The following is a 15192-nucleotide window of genomic DNA, read 5'->3' as shown; positions in this document are numbered from 1 at the left end:
AAGTGATATGTATGTTCAAACCGTTTTAGGAAAGATTCCGTCCGATCAACTAGGTGTTTGTGCTTGTCACGAACACCTTTATGTTGATCTGAGCCGGATAAAAAAAGATGAAGATACTAGACTTCAAGATTTAGATCTTGTAATTGATGATCTGCAACTTTTTAAAAGGCTTGGTGGTCAATCAATCATTGAAGTGACGAATGATGGAATGGGCCGTGATGTGCCAAAACTGCAGGAGATAAGTAGAAGGTTAAATCTGCATATCGTGGCAAGTACCGGTTGTTATAAAGATCCTTTCATCCCTGACGGAAGGTTAACGTGGAACCGTGAACAGCTTGCAGACTGGATGATATCTGAGATCGAAGAGGGAATTGAAGGTACAGGGATTAAGCCAGGAGTGATCGGGGAGATCGGTAGTAGCTTGAACGAATTTAAGCCGATAGAAATTGAAATGTTTCATGGTGCGATTCAAGCAGCTAAACAATCTGGTCTTCCTTTATCTACACATACGACACTAGGTACATGTGCGTTAGAACAAGTAGAGATGTTTCAAAAAGAAAACTTACCGTTAGATCAAGTCATTATCGGTCATCAAGATTTAAACACATCAGATGGGATCGTTCTTGAAGTACTGGAAAGCGGTGCTTTTGTTGCACTCGATACCATCGGAAAAACGAACTATCGGAGTGACGAAGACAGATTAGCATCACTGATTGCTTTTATTGGAAAAGGATATGAAGACCAAATCCTCCTTTCGAGCGACCTAACCCGTAAGTCACACTTAAGTGCTTTCGGAGGTCAGGGGTATGATGTGGTGCTGCGTGCGTTTATACCAGCTTTGCGACGAGAAGGCGTAACAGAGGATGTAATAAATAAACTCCTTGTTAAAAACCCGCAAAAAGCATTTAGCATACACAGCAGGAAGGGTGATTTACGTTGACACAAAAGTATGCTGATTCCATACTGCCGAATTTAACATTACAAGAAGCGACAGAACTGCAGTTTAAACTGCTTGATGATGTCACGAAGGTATTCAAGCATAACTCTTTCTTTGAAACAGGTGATGTTGGACTCCACCCTGACTATCATCGCCCGAAAACGACTGCTCTTGTGGAACAGGTATTAGCCTCGACTTTTAACACTGAAGCATGTGCTTTAGTTAGGGGAAGTGGAACAGGTGCGATTCGAATTGCGTTGAGTATGGTCGTAGAACCCGGTGATTCGGTCATCGTACATACCGCTCCTATGTATACGACGACAAAAGATACCTTTCGATTAATGGGGCTTAAACAAAACCCCGCAGATTTTAACGATGAAAAACAACTTCAAACAGTACTTGAGGGCGATCGTGAATCGAAAGTCTTTTACGTACAGCACGCGAGACAGCAGCCGACAGATACTTATTCCTTAAAAAATGTAATCCAAACCGTAAAGAAACTGCGTCCTGACTTATGTGTGATCGTGGACGATAACTACTGCACAATGAAAATGAAAGGAATTGGAGTAGAATACGGAGCGGATGTTTCAACTTTTTCTGGATATAAATTGATGGGGCCAGAAGGAATCGGAATTATTCTGGGTTCGAGTGATCTTATCAAAAACATTCATCAGCAGAACTACTCTGGAGGCGGCCAGGTTCAAGGCCATGAAGCGCATGAGCTACTTCGCAGTATGGTGTTTGCACCAGTTATGCTTGCCATTCAGAACGAGCAAGTTGAGCAACTGTGTAGCAGGCTGAACCAAAACGAACTGCCGCTAGTGAGGGAAGCTTATATCACGAACTCACAATCGAAGAACGTCATTCTGGAATTAGAAGAACCGATTGCACAAGTGGTGATCGCTAAGGCATCGGCATATGGAGCTGCTACATATCCGGTCGGTGCAGAGTCGAAGTATGAGCTGTTGCCGATGATTTACCGTGTATCAGGGAGTTTTATGGAGAGCAATCCTGAATTAAAGCATTCTGGAATACGCATTAATCCAATGAAATCTTCTGCAGATACTGTTATTCGCATCTTAAAAGAAGTGTTTACAGAGATAAGGGGTTGACCACAGCATGTTTTTACAGATGACCGCTAAACGAAACCCGGCATTGATAAGTTCAGCAGTGAAATTACATCAGAGTGGTGTAATCCCCCCTAACACATATGTAATTGATTTGGACAGCCTTTCATCCAATGTTCAAAGCTTAAGTGAGACGGCAAAAGAGCACGACATCAGCCTTTATTACATGACTAAGCAGATTGGCAGAAGCGGTTTTATTGGAAAAATCATAGAGAAAAACGGGATTGAACGAGCAGTTGCTGTGGATATTGATGAAGCGGAAAACCTCACTGACCACAACTGTAAGATCGGAAATATTGGTCATCTTGTTCAGCCTGGAAAACATCAATGGAAGCGTGTACTGACTGAAATGCAGCCAGAAGTCATCACCCTCTTTTCTTATGAGAGAGCGGTGCAGCTATCTCAGGAAGCAGAAAAAATTGGTCTTAAACAGGACGTGATTTTACGAATAGTTGGCGAAAACGATCTTATCTACCCGGGGCAATTTGGCGGTATACCACTTGCTGATTTAGAAGGTGCTGCTAGAGAAATAAAAAAATTGCCTGGAATCCAGATTACAGGCTTAACGAACTTCCCGATTATGCAGTTAAATACATCCCAGACAGATTATGAATTTACGCCTAATTTAAATACCCTTCTTAAAGCTAGTGAGATTTTTGGAAACCTCGGGATTAATGTAAAGCAATTAAACGCTCCAAGTTCCACCAGCTGCCATACGATTCCTTTATTAAAACAGCATGGCATTACACACGGAGAGCCTGGCCACGCCATAACAGGAACAACACCGCTGCATGCTTATGATGAAAATCAAATAGAGATTCCATCAATGGTTTATGTATCAGAAATTTCCCATATGGATAAGGATCATGCCTACACGATAGCGGGAGGTTACTATTCACGCTCCAATATGGAAAACGTCCTTTACGGAAACAACGAGAGTTCCATTCTTGAGAAAAGTACTCCTATACAAAAGGTTTCTATTGAAAATATTGATTACTACGGCTGTGTGAGAAAAAAGCAAGATATGCAAGTGGGCGATACGGCAATCTATGCGTTTCGCGCACAGATTTTTGTGACAAGAGCCCATATTGCATTTGTAAAAGGAGTAGATTCCCAATCACCAGAGGTCGTTTATTTTCAGAGAAGAGGGATGTAAATCATGGGGAAAATTACACTGTTAGTACTTGATGGGTTTGGTATTGGAGCAATGGAAGACTGTGCAGAAGTAAAGCCCGAGGACATGAAAGCGAATACCTATAAACATTTAAGAGAAGCGACCAAGTTGCACATACCATTTTTATATGAGTTAGGTTTGTGCAGACTTGTTGATCAGCAAGGTGAACCTAAGGCAGCATATGGAAGAAACAACCTTGCTCATCATGGTGCTGACACATATATGGGTCATCAAGAGCTGATGGGAAGCAGACCTGGGATTCCTCAAAAAAGATTTATGAAGGACACAGGGAATCAAATAAAAAAAAGTCTTGAAGATGAGGGCTACCAAGTTTCACATCCTATGGAGGGTGCAAGCATACTGCTCGTTGAAGGCTGTATTGTCGTAGGCGATAACCTGGAGTCTTCGCCAGGTAATATTATCAACGTCGTATGTGATATTAATCAGATTACGTTTGAAGAAGCAAGCAAGATCGGACGGATGGTGAGAAGCTGTGTAGATACGAGCAGGGTGATTGTCTTTGGTAATAAAAAGTCAGATATAGCGGACATTCTTTCTGCAGTAACCGAAAAGAATGGCATCCAATGGGGAGTAGACAGCCCAAAAACGAATGTTTACGGAGAAGGCTACCACGTTCTGCATTTAGGGTTTGGTGTAGATTTTCATAAGCAGTTCCCGTATATTGCTGAAGCCAATCACGTTCCGGTGTATCGCATCGGAAAAACAGCCGATGTTATCCAGGCATCCGGTTTTAAGGATCCAGTCGTTGATACGAGAGATGTTTTAAACAGATTTCGAGAATATCACAGAAAAGCCGAGAATAATGCTGTCCTTTTAGTTAATGTTCAAGAGACAGATTTAGCTGGTCACAAACAAGATGTTAACTGGTATAAGGATGTTTTGGAAGTGTCAGATCAATTTATCGGAGAGTTTATTGAAGAGATGGATGAAGAGGATGTTCTTTTGATCACAGGCGATCACGGAAACGATCCGACTATCGGACATTCCAATCATACAAGAGAACAAACACCACTTCTTGTGGTTGGAAAAAAGATAAACCCCGTTAATCTTGGTGTGAGAAGTACGATGGCTGATATTGCTGCCACCATGGCAGAACTGGCAGGTGTACCTCAGCCTGAATATGGTACAAGTTTTTTAAAAGAAGTAATGAGAGCTTAACAGATTCCTAACTAAAATACAGGAGGACTTAAGATGAGAAAAACGTTATCAGTTATGATGTTTATCACTCTTTGCTTTGTAACTTTATTAGGAAACATGAATGTAGGTCATGCACAGCCAAAAGCTACTAAACTTTCTTATGGAACACCTGAACGAGTTGGAATGGATGGAGAAAAGTTGTCAGAAGTAGATCTAGCAGTGAAAAAAGCCATCTCCGACGGAATTACACCAGGCGCCACTTAATTGATTGCAAAAGACGGTAAAATTGTAAAAGAAAAAGCGTACGGATATGCACAAAAGTATGACATGGGAGAGTTATTGGACAAGCCTAATCCTATGAAAAAAGACACGATGTTTGATCTTGCCTCTGTCACAAAAGTGATGGGCACAACTCAAGGGATCATGAAACTCGTAAGTGAAGGCAAACTGTCTGTCGATGATAAAGTTACAGAATATATTCCTGAGTTTGGGGCAAACGGGAAAGAACATGTTACGGTTGCAGATCTATTAACACACACATCTGGACTGACCCCTTGGTATCCAACCTATCTTTTTGTTCAAACACCTGAAGGAGTGCTTGATTACATTAATCAGCTGCCTCTAGAATATGAAACAGGTACAAACAGAAGATACAGTGATTTTAGCTTTATGACACTAGGATTTATCATAGAAAAAATAACAGGCCAACAGCTTGATGTGTATCTTGAATCTGAAATCTATGAGCCTCTTAAAATGAAGCATACGATGTTTACTCCTGACTATGTAAACAAGAAGAAAATAGCGGCTACTTCCTGGGGTAATCCTTATGAATATAAAATGATTGATGATCCAGATTTCGGTTATGATGTGGAAGAGAGTCCAGATTTATTTGTTGGATGGAGAGACTACACGCTGATTGGTGAAGTAAACGACGGCAACAGTTTCTATGGCAATGGCGGAGTTGCAGGACATGCCGGCCTCTTTTCAACAGCTAAAGACCTTGCGAAGTTAGGACAGCTTATGCTCAATGGCGGTTCATACGGGAAAACGGAGTTATATGACGAAAAAGTTATAGAAGATTTTACTTCGGAACAAGCATTTGGACAAGGCTATGGCTGGGAAAGACAGAAGAACTGGTACATGGGTGACCTATACTCTGACAAAGCATTCGGACATACCGGGTTTACAGGAACACAAGTTATTTTCGATCCGGAATACAACTTGCAGATTATCCTATTAACTAATAAACAAAACAACGGACCAAAACCGAATGGATCTTACCATAGTACTGGACCTTTATCTAAAGAGATTGCGAATATTGTTTATGAGTCCATTACAAAATAGAAAAAATAAAGAGCTGCCAACATTGGCGGCTCTTTAACTTTCTCTGTATAATCTATCAGCTCTTCGAACACTCAATATTAATATGACGAATGAAAAGACAATGGTTGAGATCCAAAAACTGTTGTTTTTAGACGCGATAAGGATCGCCAATACGTTCAATATGATTGCTAGACTAAAGCCGGTTACTGTCATCTTATCTTTTAATACTACCCAGTTCATTACTTACCTCCTTTTTCTTAACTGCTAGCTATATATTAACATATTTTTCCTTTCTAACTCGAAATTAATGTCTCCATAAAAAAACGAGTAAGCACTCTCTGCGATACTCGTTTTACTTCTTCTTTAGTTTCGATACCTTTCCAAAATCTGTTCGGTCAAGCTTTCCATATTTTTGTTTTCTCTTTTAGCCTCGGCATATCTCTCATAATCCTCAGCAGAAACCTCCAACAAAAAACTCTTCGGAAAGATATAAGGCTTTCCTTGATCCTGTTCGTCCAAGTTGTTCAACACTTCTAGCTCGTCTTCGTTTTCCTTGTTGCGTGCAGGATCATATACAAACATCTTTCCATACTCTTCTTCTACACTTTTGTTCACATTGATAAAATACTTCATTCACACAACACTCCTGTTTTTTGATTATGTAACTGTTATTCCCTAGACACGTTGTCATCAGACATATAAAGGCACAAAAAGGGAAGATAACCTATAAAAATTGTACAAGCACGACTCGTCATATTTCGAACTTTGTCCCGATATGATGTAGAGAGAGCCTGACAAGCACAGGCTTATCAAGCGGAAAGGGAGTTGGAAGTTATGAAAACTGCAGGTTCTTGGTCTCATTCGTTAAAATTTCTTTTGTTCAGTGCAGTTGGTATTTTCATGTTCTTCATTCCGATCACAGTGAAAGGAAAGTCATCGATCCCACTCGATCATCTTGTAACATGGGTGAGAGATACAGCGGGTGAAGCTGTACCGCTTTATGCATTGCTCGTCATATTGCTCGGTGCTGTTTATCCGTTCTACAAAAAAACGTGGAACAAAGACCGAGTCATGACCACCTTCTCATTGCTAAAAGTTGTGGGACTCGTTGCAGCTGTCCTACTTTACTTTGAATGGGGTCCGAGCTGGTTAAGCGATCCGAACATGGGACCGTTCTTATTTGAGAAACTCGTGATCCCTGTTGGGTTGCTCGTTCCACTCGGCGCTGTCTTCCTTGCCTTTATTGTAGGATATGGTCTGATGGAGTTTATTGGGGTGCTCGTGCAAAAGATCATGAGACCTATCTGGAAAACGCCGGGCAGGTCAGCGGTTGATGCCGTCGCTTCATTTGTCGGCAGTTATTCGATCGGTCTACTCATCACGAACCGCGTGTTTAAAGAAGGAAAGTATACGGTGAAAGAAGCAGCTATCATTGCAACTGGTTTCTCTACCGTTTCTGCAACGTTCATGATCATTGTGGCAAAAACGCTAGGTCTGATGGAAATGTGGAACACCTACTTCTGGACGACGCTTGTGGTAACTTTCTTAGTAACGGCAATCACAGTGAGACTTCGTCCGTTAAGCAGAATGGATGATACGTATTCTGGTGGGGAAGGTCAGCCGGAAGAAGAGGTGAATGAGAAATACTTGCAAACGGCTTGGCGAAACGCGATGGATTCATCTCAGAACGCCCCTGCATTCTTGACTAACATTTGGTCTAATTTAAGAGATGGCTTTCTGATGGCGATGAGTATATTGCCTTCCATTATGAGTGTCGGTTTAATCGCCCTTTTGTTGGCAGAATACACGCCTGTCTTTGACTGGCTGGGTTACGTTTTCTACCCGATCACATGGGCGCTGCAGCTTCCCGACGCTATGCTTGCGGCAAAAGCGGCTTCCATCGGGGTTGCTGAAATGTTCCTGCCTGCACTCTTAGTAGCGGAAGCGGCGCTTGTCACGAAATTCGTAATCGGTGTCGTATCCGTAGCTTCCATTCTGTTTTTCTCAGCTAGTATTCCTTGTGTACTCTCAACAGAAATCCCAATCAGTGTTCCAAAACTACTAGTTATCTGGTTCCAACGCACGGTGTTGGCATTGATTATAGCGACTCCGCTAGCTTATTTATTCCTATAAATACTTTTACTGGTTGTTATGAAAGCCCTTTATCGATAGAATAGTAGTATATAAAAATTAAATAGTCATTACCACTAGGGGTGCCTTTGTTAAGGCTGAGATTAGAGTGAACTTTAAGACCCTTGGAACCTGATTTGGTTAGAACCAGCGTAGGGAAGTGGTGTGTGGATCAGATACTTCGCTATAAATTCTTAAAACTGTGAAACCACCTCTTTGCTGCATAAAGGAGGTGTTTTTTTATTGTGGAAAAACAGCTTCATGTAATTACTACGGGAAGGCAAAGTGATGAAGAGTTGGTTAAGATAGCGATACTCATTCATCCGTACATCACGGCGCTGCATGTACGAGAAAAAACAAAGTCTGCCAAAGAAGTCAGTCATCTTATCGAACGTCTGCAGAAAGCTGGAGTGCCTCCCTCTAAAATTATCGCAAATGATCGGGTGGATGTAGCGCTTTGTACAGGTGTAAAAGGTGTTCAGCTGACACACCACAGTTTAGATGTGTCACAAGTGCGAAGAGCTCTGCCTGAAATGCTGATCGGCTGCTCTGTTCATTCTGTTTCAGAAGCACAGGATGCTGAACAAAACGGCGCCGACTTCATCATGTATGGTCATATTTTTAAAACGGACTCCAAACGTGGTGCAGAGCCAAGAGGGTTAGATCAGCTTCAACGTGTGGTAGATCAAATCACAATTCCGGTCATCGCGATCGGAGGCATTACACCAGAAAACGTACGGAATGTCATCGGAACAGGTGCATCTGGAATCGCCGTGATGTCAGGCATTTTAGAAGCAAAATCACCACTACAAGCGGTGAAGCTGTATAAACAACAACTGGAGGTGTGGGATGCGCACAACGTATGATGCCATCATTATTGGAGGCGGCGTGATCGGCTGTTCCATCGCCTATGAGCTTTGTAAACGAAACAAACGTGTGCTGCTTCTTGAAAAAGAAACAATTGGGAGCAGGGCTTCAAGTGCTGCAGCTGGCATGCTCGGTGCAGAGATGGAGTTTGAGACCGATCATCCACTCTATCTGCTCGCAAAAGAGAGTCGGAATGCCTTCACCCCTTTATCACAGGAGCTTTTCGATGTTTGTGGGATAGACATCGAACTGATCCAGAAGGGGATTTATGAACTCGCGTTTACAGAGGAAGAAGCGGATGATTTAAAAAGAGAAGCGGCCAAGCGTCGAGATCAAGATGAAGAGGTTTTCTGGCTTTCAGCTGAAGAACTGATCATAAAAGAACCCGCATTATCCTCACTTGTAAAGGGAGCTCTCTATTTTGAAAAAGATGCTCAAGTGTCACCTGTTAAGCTTACTCGCGCCCTTTATCAGTCCGCAAAAATTCTCGGTGCCGAGATAAAAGAGCGTACGGAAGTGGTTGAGCTTCTCCAAACCAACAACAGAGTGACAGGTGTCGTAACAACGAAGGAAACGTTTCATGCTGATTCCGTCATAGTAGCTTGTGGGGTGTGGAGCTCGGAGATAGAGCCTTCACTAAAAATGGTGCCTGTAAAAGGGGAATGTCTTTCTTTTAAAACACAGCGTCCACTACTCACAGGTACGGTAAAATACAAAAACTGTTACCTCGTTCCAAAGCGAGAAAACCAAATTTTTGTTGGCGCGACAAGTACACCACACGTCTTTGATGAAGAGGTAACATTTTCAGGTCTCTTTGAATTGATGGAGAAGGCGAAACAGATCGTTCCTGAACTAAGTGGTGCTCATTTTGAAAAAGCATGGGGAGGCATCAGGCCACAAACGCTATCCGGTCAACCCTATATCGGTCCTTCTCCACATAAAGAGGGGCTCATTCTTGCAACGGGGCACTATCGAAACGGCATTCTGCTTTCCGCTATAACTGGAAAAAGGATTGCCGACCATATTGAAAGCGAGGTATATCAATCGTGAAACTTATGATAAATGGAGAAGCGGTCAAGGTGCCAAACTCTTTAGAGTCAATCACAGATCTGCTGAAGCACCTTAACTTACATGACCAAGTGGTGATTGCGGAAGTAAACGAAGAGATCATCAATAATCAAAAACAAAGTGAAACTCAAATAAAAGAAAACGACAAAATCGAACTTGTTCGATTTGTTGGCGGAGGTTGATTGTATGTTAAACATTGGACACTATTCCTTTTCATCTCGATTACTTTTAGGTACAGGCAAATACCCGGACTTTAAAACACAAAAAGAAGCGGTAGAAGCTTCTGGTTCTGAGATTTTGACGTTTGCAGTTCGTAGAATGAACATCTTTGAAGAAAGCCAACCAAACTTTTTAGAGATGCTTGATCTGAAAAAATACACATTGTTACCGAACACAGCAGGTGCGAAAACGGCAGCAGAAGCAGTACGCATTGCAAAACTGGCGAAAGCATCAGGATTATGTGATATGGTAAAAGTAGAAGTCATCGGATGCGACAAAACGCTGTTGCCGGATCCAGTGGAAACGCTTAAAGCCACAGAAGAGCTATTAAAAGAAGGGTTCATCGTGCTTCCTTATACGTCAGATGATGTGGTCCTTGCTAGACGATTAGAAGAGCTTGGTTCACATGCGATCATGCCTGCGGCTTCTCCGATCGGTTCCGGGCAAGGAATCATCAACCCGCTTTATTTGAAATTCATTATCGAACAAACGAAGGTTCCGGTTATTGTTGATGCAGGGATCGGCAGTGCGAGTGACGCGATGATTGCGATGGAGCTTGGAGCAGACGGTGTGCTGTTAAATACTGCCGTAGCGGGTGCGAAGGATCCTGTAAAGATGGCCCTTGCAATGAAAATGGCGGTAGAAGCCGGGAAGCTAGGGTATGAAGCGGGAAGAATCCCGAGAAAAGAAACGGCAACAGCGAGCAGTCCTTTAGAAGGGTTGAGTGTGAAGTGAATGAACGTTATTCAAGACAGGAATTATTTAGCCCGATCGGTATAGAGGGGCAAGCAAAAATACGGACAAAAAGCGTGCTGATCGTTGGCGCAGGCGCTCTTGGTGCAGGAAACGCTGAAGCTCTTACTCGTGCAGGTGTGAAACGGATTGTTATCGTCGACCGCGATTATGTAGATTGGACGAACCTTCAGCGTCAGCAGCTCTATTCGGAAGAAGATGCGAGAAAACAGCTGCCAAAAGTAGTCGCTGCAAAAAATAGATTGAACCAAATTAATTCAGAAGTCGATATTCAGGCACATGTGATGGACATGGGGATTGAGGAAGCAGAAGAACTGATCTCGGGTATCGATCTGATCATGGATGCGACCGATAATTTTGAGACGCGTTTGTTGATCAACGATTTGGCTCAGAAATATGAGGTTCCGTGGATTTACGGGGCGTGTGTTGGAAGCTACGGCATTTCTTACACGATTTTACCTGGAGATGGACCGTGTTTGAACTGTTTGCTCGATAAGATTCCGGCGAACGGACAAACATGCGATACAGCAGGAATTATCTCTCCAGCTGTACAGATGGTCACCGCTTATCAAACAGCCGAGGCGTTAAAGATTTTAGTAGAAGACTATGTATCCATCAGGAAAAAAATCGTAACATTCGATACGTGGACCAATCAGCACGTTCAATTAGGGATGGGAAAAGCGAAGAAGGTAGATTGTCCATCTTGCGGAGCTAACCCAACATATCCTTATTTAGAAAAAGGCGCTGCGTTAAAAACAGCTGTTCTTTGCGGTCGGGATACTGTTCAAATCCGTCCCGCTCATACGATCGAGATTGATTTAGAAAAGATGGAGAAAAGATTATTGCCACATGGTGACGTTCGCTGTAATCCTTATTTACTGGAGCTTCAAAGTGGCAATCACCGCCTCGTTCTTTTTAAAGATGGACGGGCACTTGTTCATGGAACGAAGAATACGGCAGAAGCGAAATCTCTGTATCATAGATTTATAGGGTAAGAATTTTTATAATGAAGTATAGGAGGTGATTTGATTTATGGAGTTTTTTGATCTGCTGTATCAAACGGACGCATTAGTTTTATCCATTAGTATCGCACTAACGTTCATTATAGCTAAGCAGCTTTCGGTCGTTCATCGATCTCTTGTTCATAGATCAAATCACCATGTGAAGCAGGACAGGCTATGTTACGAGAAGAGAATGACCGACTCTCACCTCGTTCAAAACTATTGCTTCATTCGAGACGAGATCGCACGGACAATGTTTAGAAAAGAAACGCCAGATGATAAAGAAGGGCACGTTTACTCCTTGTTTGCTTAGATTTTTTAAAAAACAAGGAGGAACAAATTTGAAGAAATATATATCCATTCTTTCATTGCTAGCGATTTTTCTATTATCCGGGTGCAATAACACACCGATTACAGCAGAAAGCCCAGGTGTGTGGAACCATTTTTTCATCTACCCGTTTTCAAAGCTCATTCAATATGTGGCGTATCTGTTTAACGATAGCTATGGGATTGCGATCATCCTCTTGACGATTGTGATACGATTCCTGATCATGCCGTTAACGTTAAAACAAACGAAAAATCAGGAAAAGATGAAGGAAATTCAGCCGGAGATTCAACAGCTTCGTGAAAAACACACAGGCAAAGATCGAGAATCTCAAATGAAATTACAGAATGAACTGATGGCTGTTTATAAAAAACATGAAGTCAACCCGTTATCGATGGGTTGTTTACCGCTATTGATTCAGATGCCGATTTTGTTTGCGTTTTATTATGCAATCATCAAAACGAAAGAGATCGCATTGCACAACTTCCTTTGGTTTAACTTAGGCACAGCAGATCCTCTGCATCTGCTTCCGGTGTTAGCGGCTTTAACAACGTTTATCCAATATAAAATGAGTACAACAGAGCTCGCTGCTTCAAATCCGCAAATCAAAATGATGGGTTATGTGATGCCGATCATTATCTTATTCTCGGCATGGAAGCTTGCTGCCGTTCTGCCTCTTTATTGGATGGTCGGGAATGTGTTTTTAACGATTCAAAATGTGGTGCTGCAGAAACGGAAGAAGAAAGCAGCTTCTGCTAGTTTGTAATAAGAAAACGACCAGATTTTTTTAATCTCTGGTCGTTTTTTATGTTCGTATGATGCACCCTTTATGCCGCGTGTTTTTTGCGCAATCTTTTGTTCCGAATCTCTTCAACAGCACCAGATCCTAAGAGGACACCTGTGATGATAAGCAGAAATCCGAAAACATGCTGAAACAAGATCTGTTCACCTAAAAAGAGATACGCACCCACAAGAGCGAAAAATGGATTCAGGTTAATAAAGATGGAAGCTTCTGATGCTCCGATTTTACCGATGGCCTCATTATAGAGCATATGACCGACTGCTGTCGCAATACAAGCTGAAGCGAAATAGATCAGCCATAGCGAAACGGTCGAATTCTCAACAACTCCTGCAAATCCTTGTGGCTCTTCGATCAATCCGATTACGATCAGGAACAGTGAACCGATCACCATCATGTAGCCGGTCATGAGTCGTGGATCTAACGTGTGCGCCACGCGCTTGATTAGGATAAAACTTACAGCTTGCGTGAGAACAGATAATAAAATGTATCCATCACCGAACGAGATCCCTGCTACCTGACTGTTTCCTTCTAAAACGATGAATGCAACACCTGAGAACCCGAGAAGAAGTCCGATCGATTTTAAGAGCGTAAGAGGTGTTCCTAAAAACGAGATGGCAAGAATAGTCGTTAGAAGTGGCGACATTCCCATGATCAACCCGCCGTTCGTGGCTGTTGTTTCGGTTAAGCCGATGGATAGAAAATAATGATGCGCAACAACATTAAAGATGGACGCTAGAAAGACATACCAAAACTCTTTTTTTGTAAGCCAGCGAACTTTTTTTATTATAGAGAGAAGCAGAAATACGGTTAAGCCCGCAGTTAGAACACGAATTCCAGTGATTGTAACAGGCAAAAAGTTCGTAACCAAAATTTTCGTCGCGGTTACGTTTAACCCCCACACCACCATCACTAGGAATAAAATCACATACGTCCGATACGCTTTCATTATGTCATCTTCTTTCTTCTGCTTTTTACTTCATAAAGTAAAGTATTTCAATGATTTTAATTTCCATTGTACAGCATTCAAAGTGGATTTACAGGTAAAAAGCTTACAAATTTTAGATTGAGGCGAAATGACCATATCTACTTTAAAAGGTAGTCTGCTATAGTGGGAGAAAAAGATTTTGAAGTTGTTGATAAAGGGTCTGTCAGGCTACATATTGTCGAATCGCCTTTATTTTTGATTTTAGACTTAATTGGGAGCTGTTTAGACTTAATGCGTGGCTGATTAGACTTAATCTGCTATGAAAACGACCTTATTGAACCCCCAAACGACTTAATCTCAAAAAAAGAGGTGAACCTCACCATGCAAAGAGTTAACCCGTATGTACTTTTAGTGATCGCAAACTTAATATGGGGCGGGAATTTTGTGATTGGACGTGCGATAGCGAGCAGTTTACCGCCAGTAACACTCTCTTTTTTGCGATGGTGTACCGCATTTCTCATTTTTCTTCCGTTCGCAGTCCCATTTTTACGAAAAGAATGGCCGATGCTAAAAAAACACTGGCAAGTCGTCCTTATCTTATCGATCACTGGGATCACGGGCTTTAACACGCTTTTATACATTGCCCTGCACTATACGACGTCAATAAATGCATCCATCGTTAACACATCAACACCGATTCTGCTCTTCCTATTGTCGTTTGTTTTTCTCAAAGAGAAGCTTAACACCAAACAAATGGCAGGAGCGTTACTTTCACTCGTTGGACTTCTATTTATTATCTCAAAAGGCTCAATCACCGTTTTACTGCAGCTGTCGTTTAATAAAGGTGACTTGATCGTGATTGGGGCTGTTATCTGCTGGAGTATTTATTCGCTTCTTATTCGAAGATATGCGGGGATTCTCCCTACATACAGCACGTTTGTTGTAACGGCATTTCTTGGCATCCTCATCTTGCTGCCATTTTCAATAGTAGAGATGCAAACTAAAGAAATTGTATGGTCATTAGCTACTATCGCAACCATTCTTTATACGGGAATCTTTGCATCGATCGTTGCGTTCATGTCCTGGAATACAGCGGTAGAGCGGGTGGGGCCGAGTAAAGCTGGAGTCTTTTTGAACCTGATCCCTGTGTTTGCTGCGATCTTTGCTGTTCTTTTTATCGACGAATCGCTCGCATGGTATCAAGCAGCTGGAGGTGTGCTCGTTATACTAGGTGTTTTTATCTCAACACGCGTTACAAAAAAAGAAAAGCATATACAAAAGGCAAGTAGAAGCGTTAAAGTGATAAGTAAATAATTTACAAAATTAACGAAACTTTTCTTATGATTCACTCGTATTAGAATGTGAAAAGAGAGAGTTATGATA

Annotated in this window: 18 protein-coding genes and 1 riboswitch; of the genes, 15 read left to right on the top strand and 3 right to left on the bottom strand. The window is 42.0% G+C overall.

What is annotated here, in order from left to right; genetic code table 11:
• Nucleotides 1-7: 7 nt before the first annotated feature.
• Genes IHV12_RS05455 through IHV12_RS05430 form a run of 6 tightly spaced genes read left to right on the top strand, consistent with a single transcriptional unit; the run spans nucleotide 8 to nucleotide 5740 of the window.
• On the top strand, nucleotides 8-940 hold the full coding sequence (locus IHV12_RS05455; protein ID WP_197190139.1) for a phosphotriesterase family protein: 933 nt from the start codon (nucleotides 8-10) through the stop codon (nucleotides 938-940).
• Entirely contained in the window at nucleotides 937-2049 is a 1113-nt protein-coding gene (locus IHV12_RS05450; protein ID WP_197190138.1) for an aminotransferase class V-fold PLP-dependent enzyme, read from the top strand. Before IHV12_RS05455 ends, IHV12_RS05450 begins: the two co-directional genes overlap by 4 nt.
• Nucleotides 2050-2056: 7 nt before the next feature.
• Complete coding sequence (locus IHV12_RS05445) at nucleotides 2057-3220, top strand: YhfX family PLP-dependent enzyme (RefSeq protein WP_197190137.1); 1164 nt, start codon at nucleotides 2057-2059, stop codon at nucleotides 3218-3220.
• Nucleotides 3221-3223: 3 nt separating this feature from the next.
• Entirely contained in the window at nucleotides 3224-4417 is a 1194-nt protein-coding gene (locus IHV12_RS05440; protein ID WP_197190136.1) for a phosphopentomutase, read from the top strand.
• A 33-nt stretch (nucleotides 4418-4450) separates the two neighbouring features.
• The gene (locus tag IHV12_RS05435) at nucleotides 4451-4660 is read left to right on the top strand and encodes a hypothetical protein (RefSeq protein WP_197190135.1); all 210 of its coding nucleotides are present in this window, start codon (nucleotides 4451-4453) and stop codon (nucleotides 4658-4660) included.
• Nucleotides 4661-5740, top strand: coding sequence for a serine hydrolase (locus tag IHV12_RS05430; RefSeq protein WP_197190134.1), 1080 nt, complete (start codon nucleotides 4661-4663; stop codon nucleotides 5738-5740).
• A gap of 33 nt (nucleotides 5741-5773) precedes the next feature.
• On the opposite strand, the gene IHV12_RS05425 is transcribed toward IHV12_RS05430, so the two are convergent.
• Complete coding sequence (locus IHV12_RS05425; RefSeq protein ID WP_197190133.1) at nucleotides 5774-5959, bottom strand: hypothetical protein; 186 nt, start codon at nucleotides 5957-5959, stop codon at nucleotides 5774-5776.
• A 123-nt stretch (nucleotides 5960-6082) separates the two neighbouring features.
• Nucleotides 6083-6352 (bottom strand): hypothetical protein, encoded by a 270-nt coding sequence (locus IHV12_RS05420; RefSeq protein ID WP_197190132.1) that lies wholly within the window; start codon nucleotides 6350-6352, stop codon nucleotides 6083-6085.
• A 201-nt stretch (nucleotides 6353-6553) separates the two neighbouring features.
• On the opposite strand from IHV12_RS05420, the gene IHV12_RS05415 reads away from it, so the two are divergent.
• The 8 genes from IHV12_RS05415 to yidC all read left to right on the top strand — a co-directional run bounded on the left by IHV12_RS05415 (nucleotide 6554) and on the right by yidC (nucleotide 12848).
• Nucleotides 6554-7852, top strand: coding sequence for a YjiH family protein (locus tag IHV12_RS05415; protein WP_197190131.1), 1299 nt, complete (start codon nucleotides 6554-6556; stop codon nucleotides 7850-7852).
• Between the two features lie 66 nt (nucleotides 7853-7918).
• Nucleotides 7919-8025, top strand: a riboswitch (TPP riboswitch).
• Between the two features lie 69 nt (nucleotides 8026-8094).
• The gene (tenI, locus tag IHV12_RS05410) at nucleotides 8095-8715 is read left to right on the top strand and encodes a thiazole tautomerase TenI (RefSeq protein ID WP_197190130.1); all 621 of its coding nucleotides are present in this window, start codon (nucleotides 8095-8097) and stop codon (nucleotides 8713-8715) included.
• Entirely contained in the window at nucleotides 8699-9766 is a 1068-nt protein-coding gene (gene thiO / locus IHV12_RS05405) for a glycine oxidase ThiO (RefSeq protein WP_197190129.1), read from the top strand. Before tenI ends, thiO begins: the two co-directional genes overlap by 17 nt.
• A gap of 5 nt (nucleotides 9767-9771) precedes the next feature.
• Nucleotides 9772-9966 (top strand): sulfur carrier protein ThiS, encoded by a 195-nt coding sequence (thiS, locus tag IHV12_RS05400; RefSeq protein ID WP_231620670.1) that lies wholly within the window; start codon nucleotides 9772-9774, stop codon nucleotides 9964-9966.
• A gap of 4 nt (nucleotides 9967-9970) precedes the next feature.
• Complete coding sequence (locus IHV12_RS05395) at nucleotides 9971-10738, top strand: thiazole synthase (RefSeq protein WP_137791075.1); 768 nt, start codon at nucleotides 9971-9973, stop codon at nucleotides 10736-10738.
• Nucleotides 10735-11751 (top strand): MoeB/ThiF family adenylyltransferase, encoded by a 1017-nt coding sequence (locus IHV12_RS05390; RefSeq protein ID WP_197190127.1) that lies wholly within the window; start codon nucleotides 10735-10737, stop codon nucleotides 11749-11751. Before IHV12_RS05395 ends, IHV12_RS05390 begins: the two co-directional genes overlap by 4 nt.
• Nucleotides 11752-11788: 37 nt before the next feature.
• Nucleotides 11789-12070, top strand: a complete 282-nt coding sequence (locus tag IHV12_RS05385; protein WP_197128343.1) for a hypothetical protein — start codon at nucleotides 11789-11791, stop codon at nucleotides 12068-12070.
• A gap of 28 nt (nucleotides 12071-12098) precedes the next feature.
• Nucleotides 12099-12848, top strand: a complete 750-nt coding sequence (gene yidC / locus IHV12_RS05380; protein WP_231620639.1) for a membrane protein insertase YidC — start codon at nucleotides 12099-12101, stop codon at nucleotides 12846-12848.
• 61 nt (nucleotides 12849-12909) lie between these two features.
• On the opposite strand, the gene IHV12_RS05375 is transcribed toward yidC, so the two are convergent.
• Nucleotides 12910-13830: a DMT family transporter gene (locus IHV12_RS05375; protein WP_197190125.1), complete on the bottom strand. Its 921-nt coding sequence runs from the start codon at nucleotides 13828-13830 to the stop codon at nucleotides 12910-12912.
• A gap of 360 nt (nucleotides 13831-14190) precedes the next feature.
• On the opposite strand from IHV12_RS05375, the gene IHV12_RS05370 reads away from it, so the two are divergent.
• Nucleotides 14191-15123: a DMT family transporter gene (locus IHV12_RS05370; RefSeq protein WP_197190124.1), complete on the top strand. Its 933-nt coding sequence runs from the start codon at nucleotides 14191-14193 to the stop codon at nucleotides 15121-15123.
• The last annotated feature ends 69 nt before the right edge of the window (nucleotides 15124-15192 follow it).

It is taken from the genome of Fictibacillus sp. 7GRE50 (genome assembly GCF_015903875.1).
GTDB classification, from domain to species: domain Bacteria; phylum Bacillota; class Bacilli; order Bacillales; family Fictibacillaceae; genus Fictibacillus; species Fictibacillus phosphorivorans.
Note: the sequence above shows the minus strand (reverse complement) of the source record. Positions and strands in the feature narration are given on the sequence as shown.

Coding starts and splice junctions, on each gene's coding strand:
- IHV12_RS05455 (WP_197190139.1), top strand. CDS start 8: ATGTATGTTCAAACCGTTTTAGGAAAGATTCCGTCCGATCAACTAGGT.
- IHV12_RS05445 (WP_197190137.1), top strand. CDS start 2,057: ATGTTTTTACAGATGACCGCTAAACGAAACCCGGCATTGATAAGTTCA.
- IHV12_RS05440 (WP_197190136.1), top strand. CDS start 3,224: ATGGGGAAAATTACACTGTTAGTACTTGATGGGTTTGGTATTGGAGCA.
- IHV12_RS05435 (WP_197190135.1), top strand. CDS start 4,451: ATGAGAAAAACGTTATCAGTTATGATGTTTATCACTCTTTGCTTTGTA.
- IHV12_RS05425 (WP_197190133.1), bottom strand. CDS start 5,959: ATGAACTGGGTAGTATTAAAAGATAAGATGACAGTAACCGGCTTTAGT.
- IHV12_RS05420 (WP_197190132.1), bottom strand. CDS start 6,352: ATGAAGTATTTTATCAATGTGAACAAAAGTGTAGAAGAAGAGTATGGA.
- IHV12_RS05415 (WP_197190131.1), top strand. CDS start 6,554: ATGAAAACTGCAGGTTCTTGGTCTCATTCGTTAAAATTTCTTTTGTTC.
- thiO (WP_197190129.1), top strand. CDS start 8,699: ATGCGCACAACGTATGATGCCATCATTATTGGAGGCGGCGTGATCGGC.
- thiS (WP_231620670.1), top strand. CDS start 9,772: ATGATAAATGGAGAAGCGGTCAAGGTGCCAAACTCTTTAGAGTCAATC.
- IHV12_RS05395 (WP_137791075.1), top strand. CDS start 9,971: ATGTTAAACATTGGACACTATTCCTTTTCATCTCGATTACTTTTAGGT.
- IHV12_RS05385 (WP_197128343.1), top strand. CDS start 11,789: ATGGAGTTTTTTGATCTGCTGTATCAAACGGACGCATTAGTTTTATCC.
- IHV12_RS05375 (WP_197190125.1), bottom strand. CDS start 13,830: ATGAAAGCGTATCGGACGTATGTGATTTTATTCCTAGTGATGGTGGTG.
- IHV12_RS05370 (WP_197190124.1), top strand. CDS start 14,191: ATGCAAAGAGTTAACCCGTATGTACTTTTAGTGATCGCAAACTTAATA.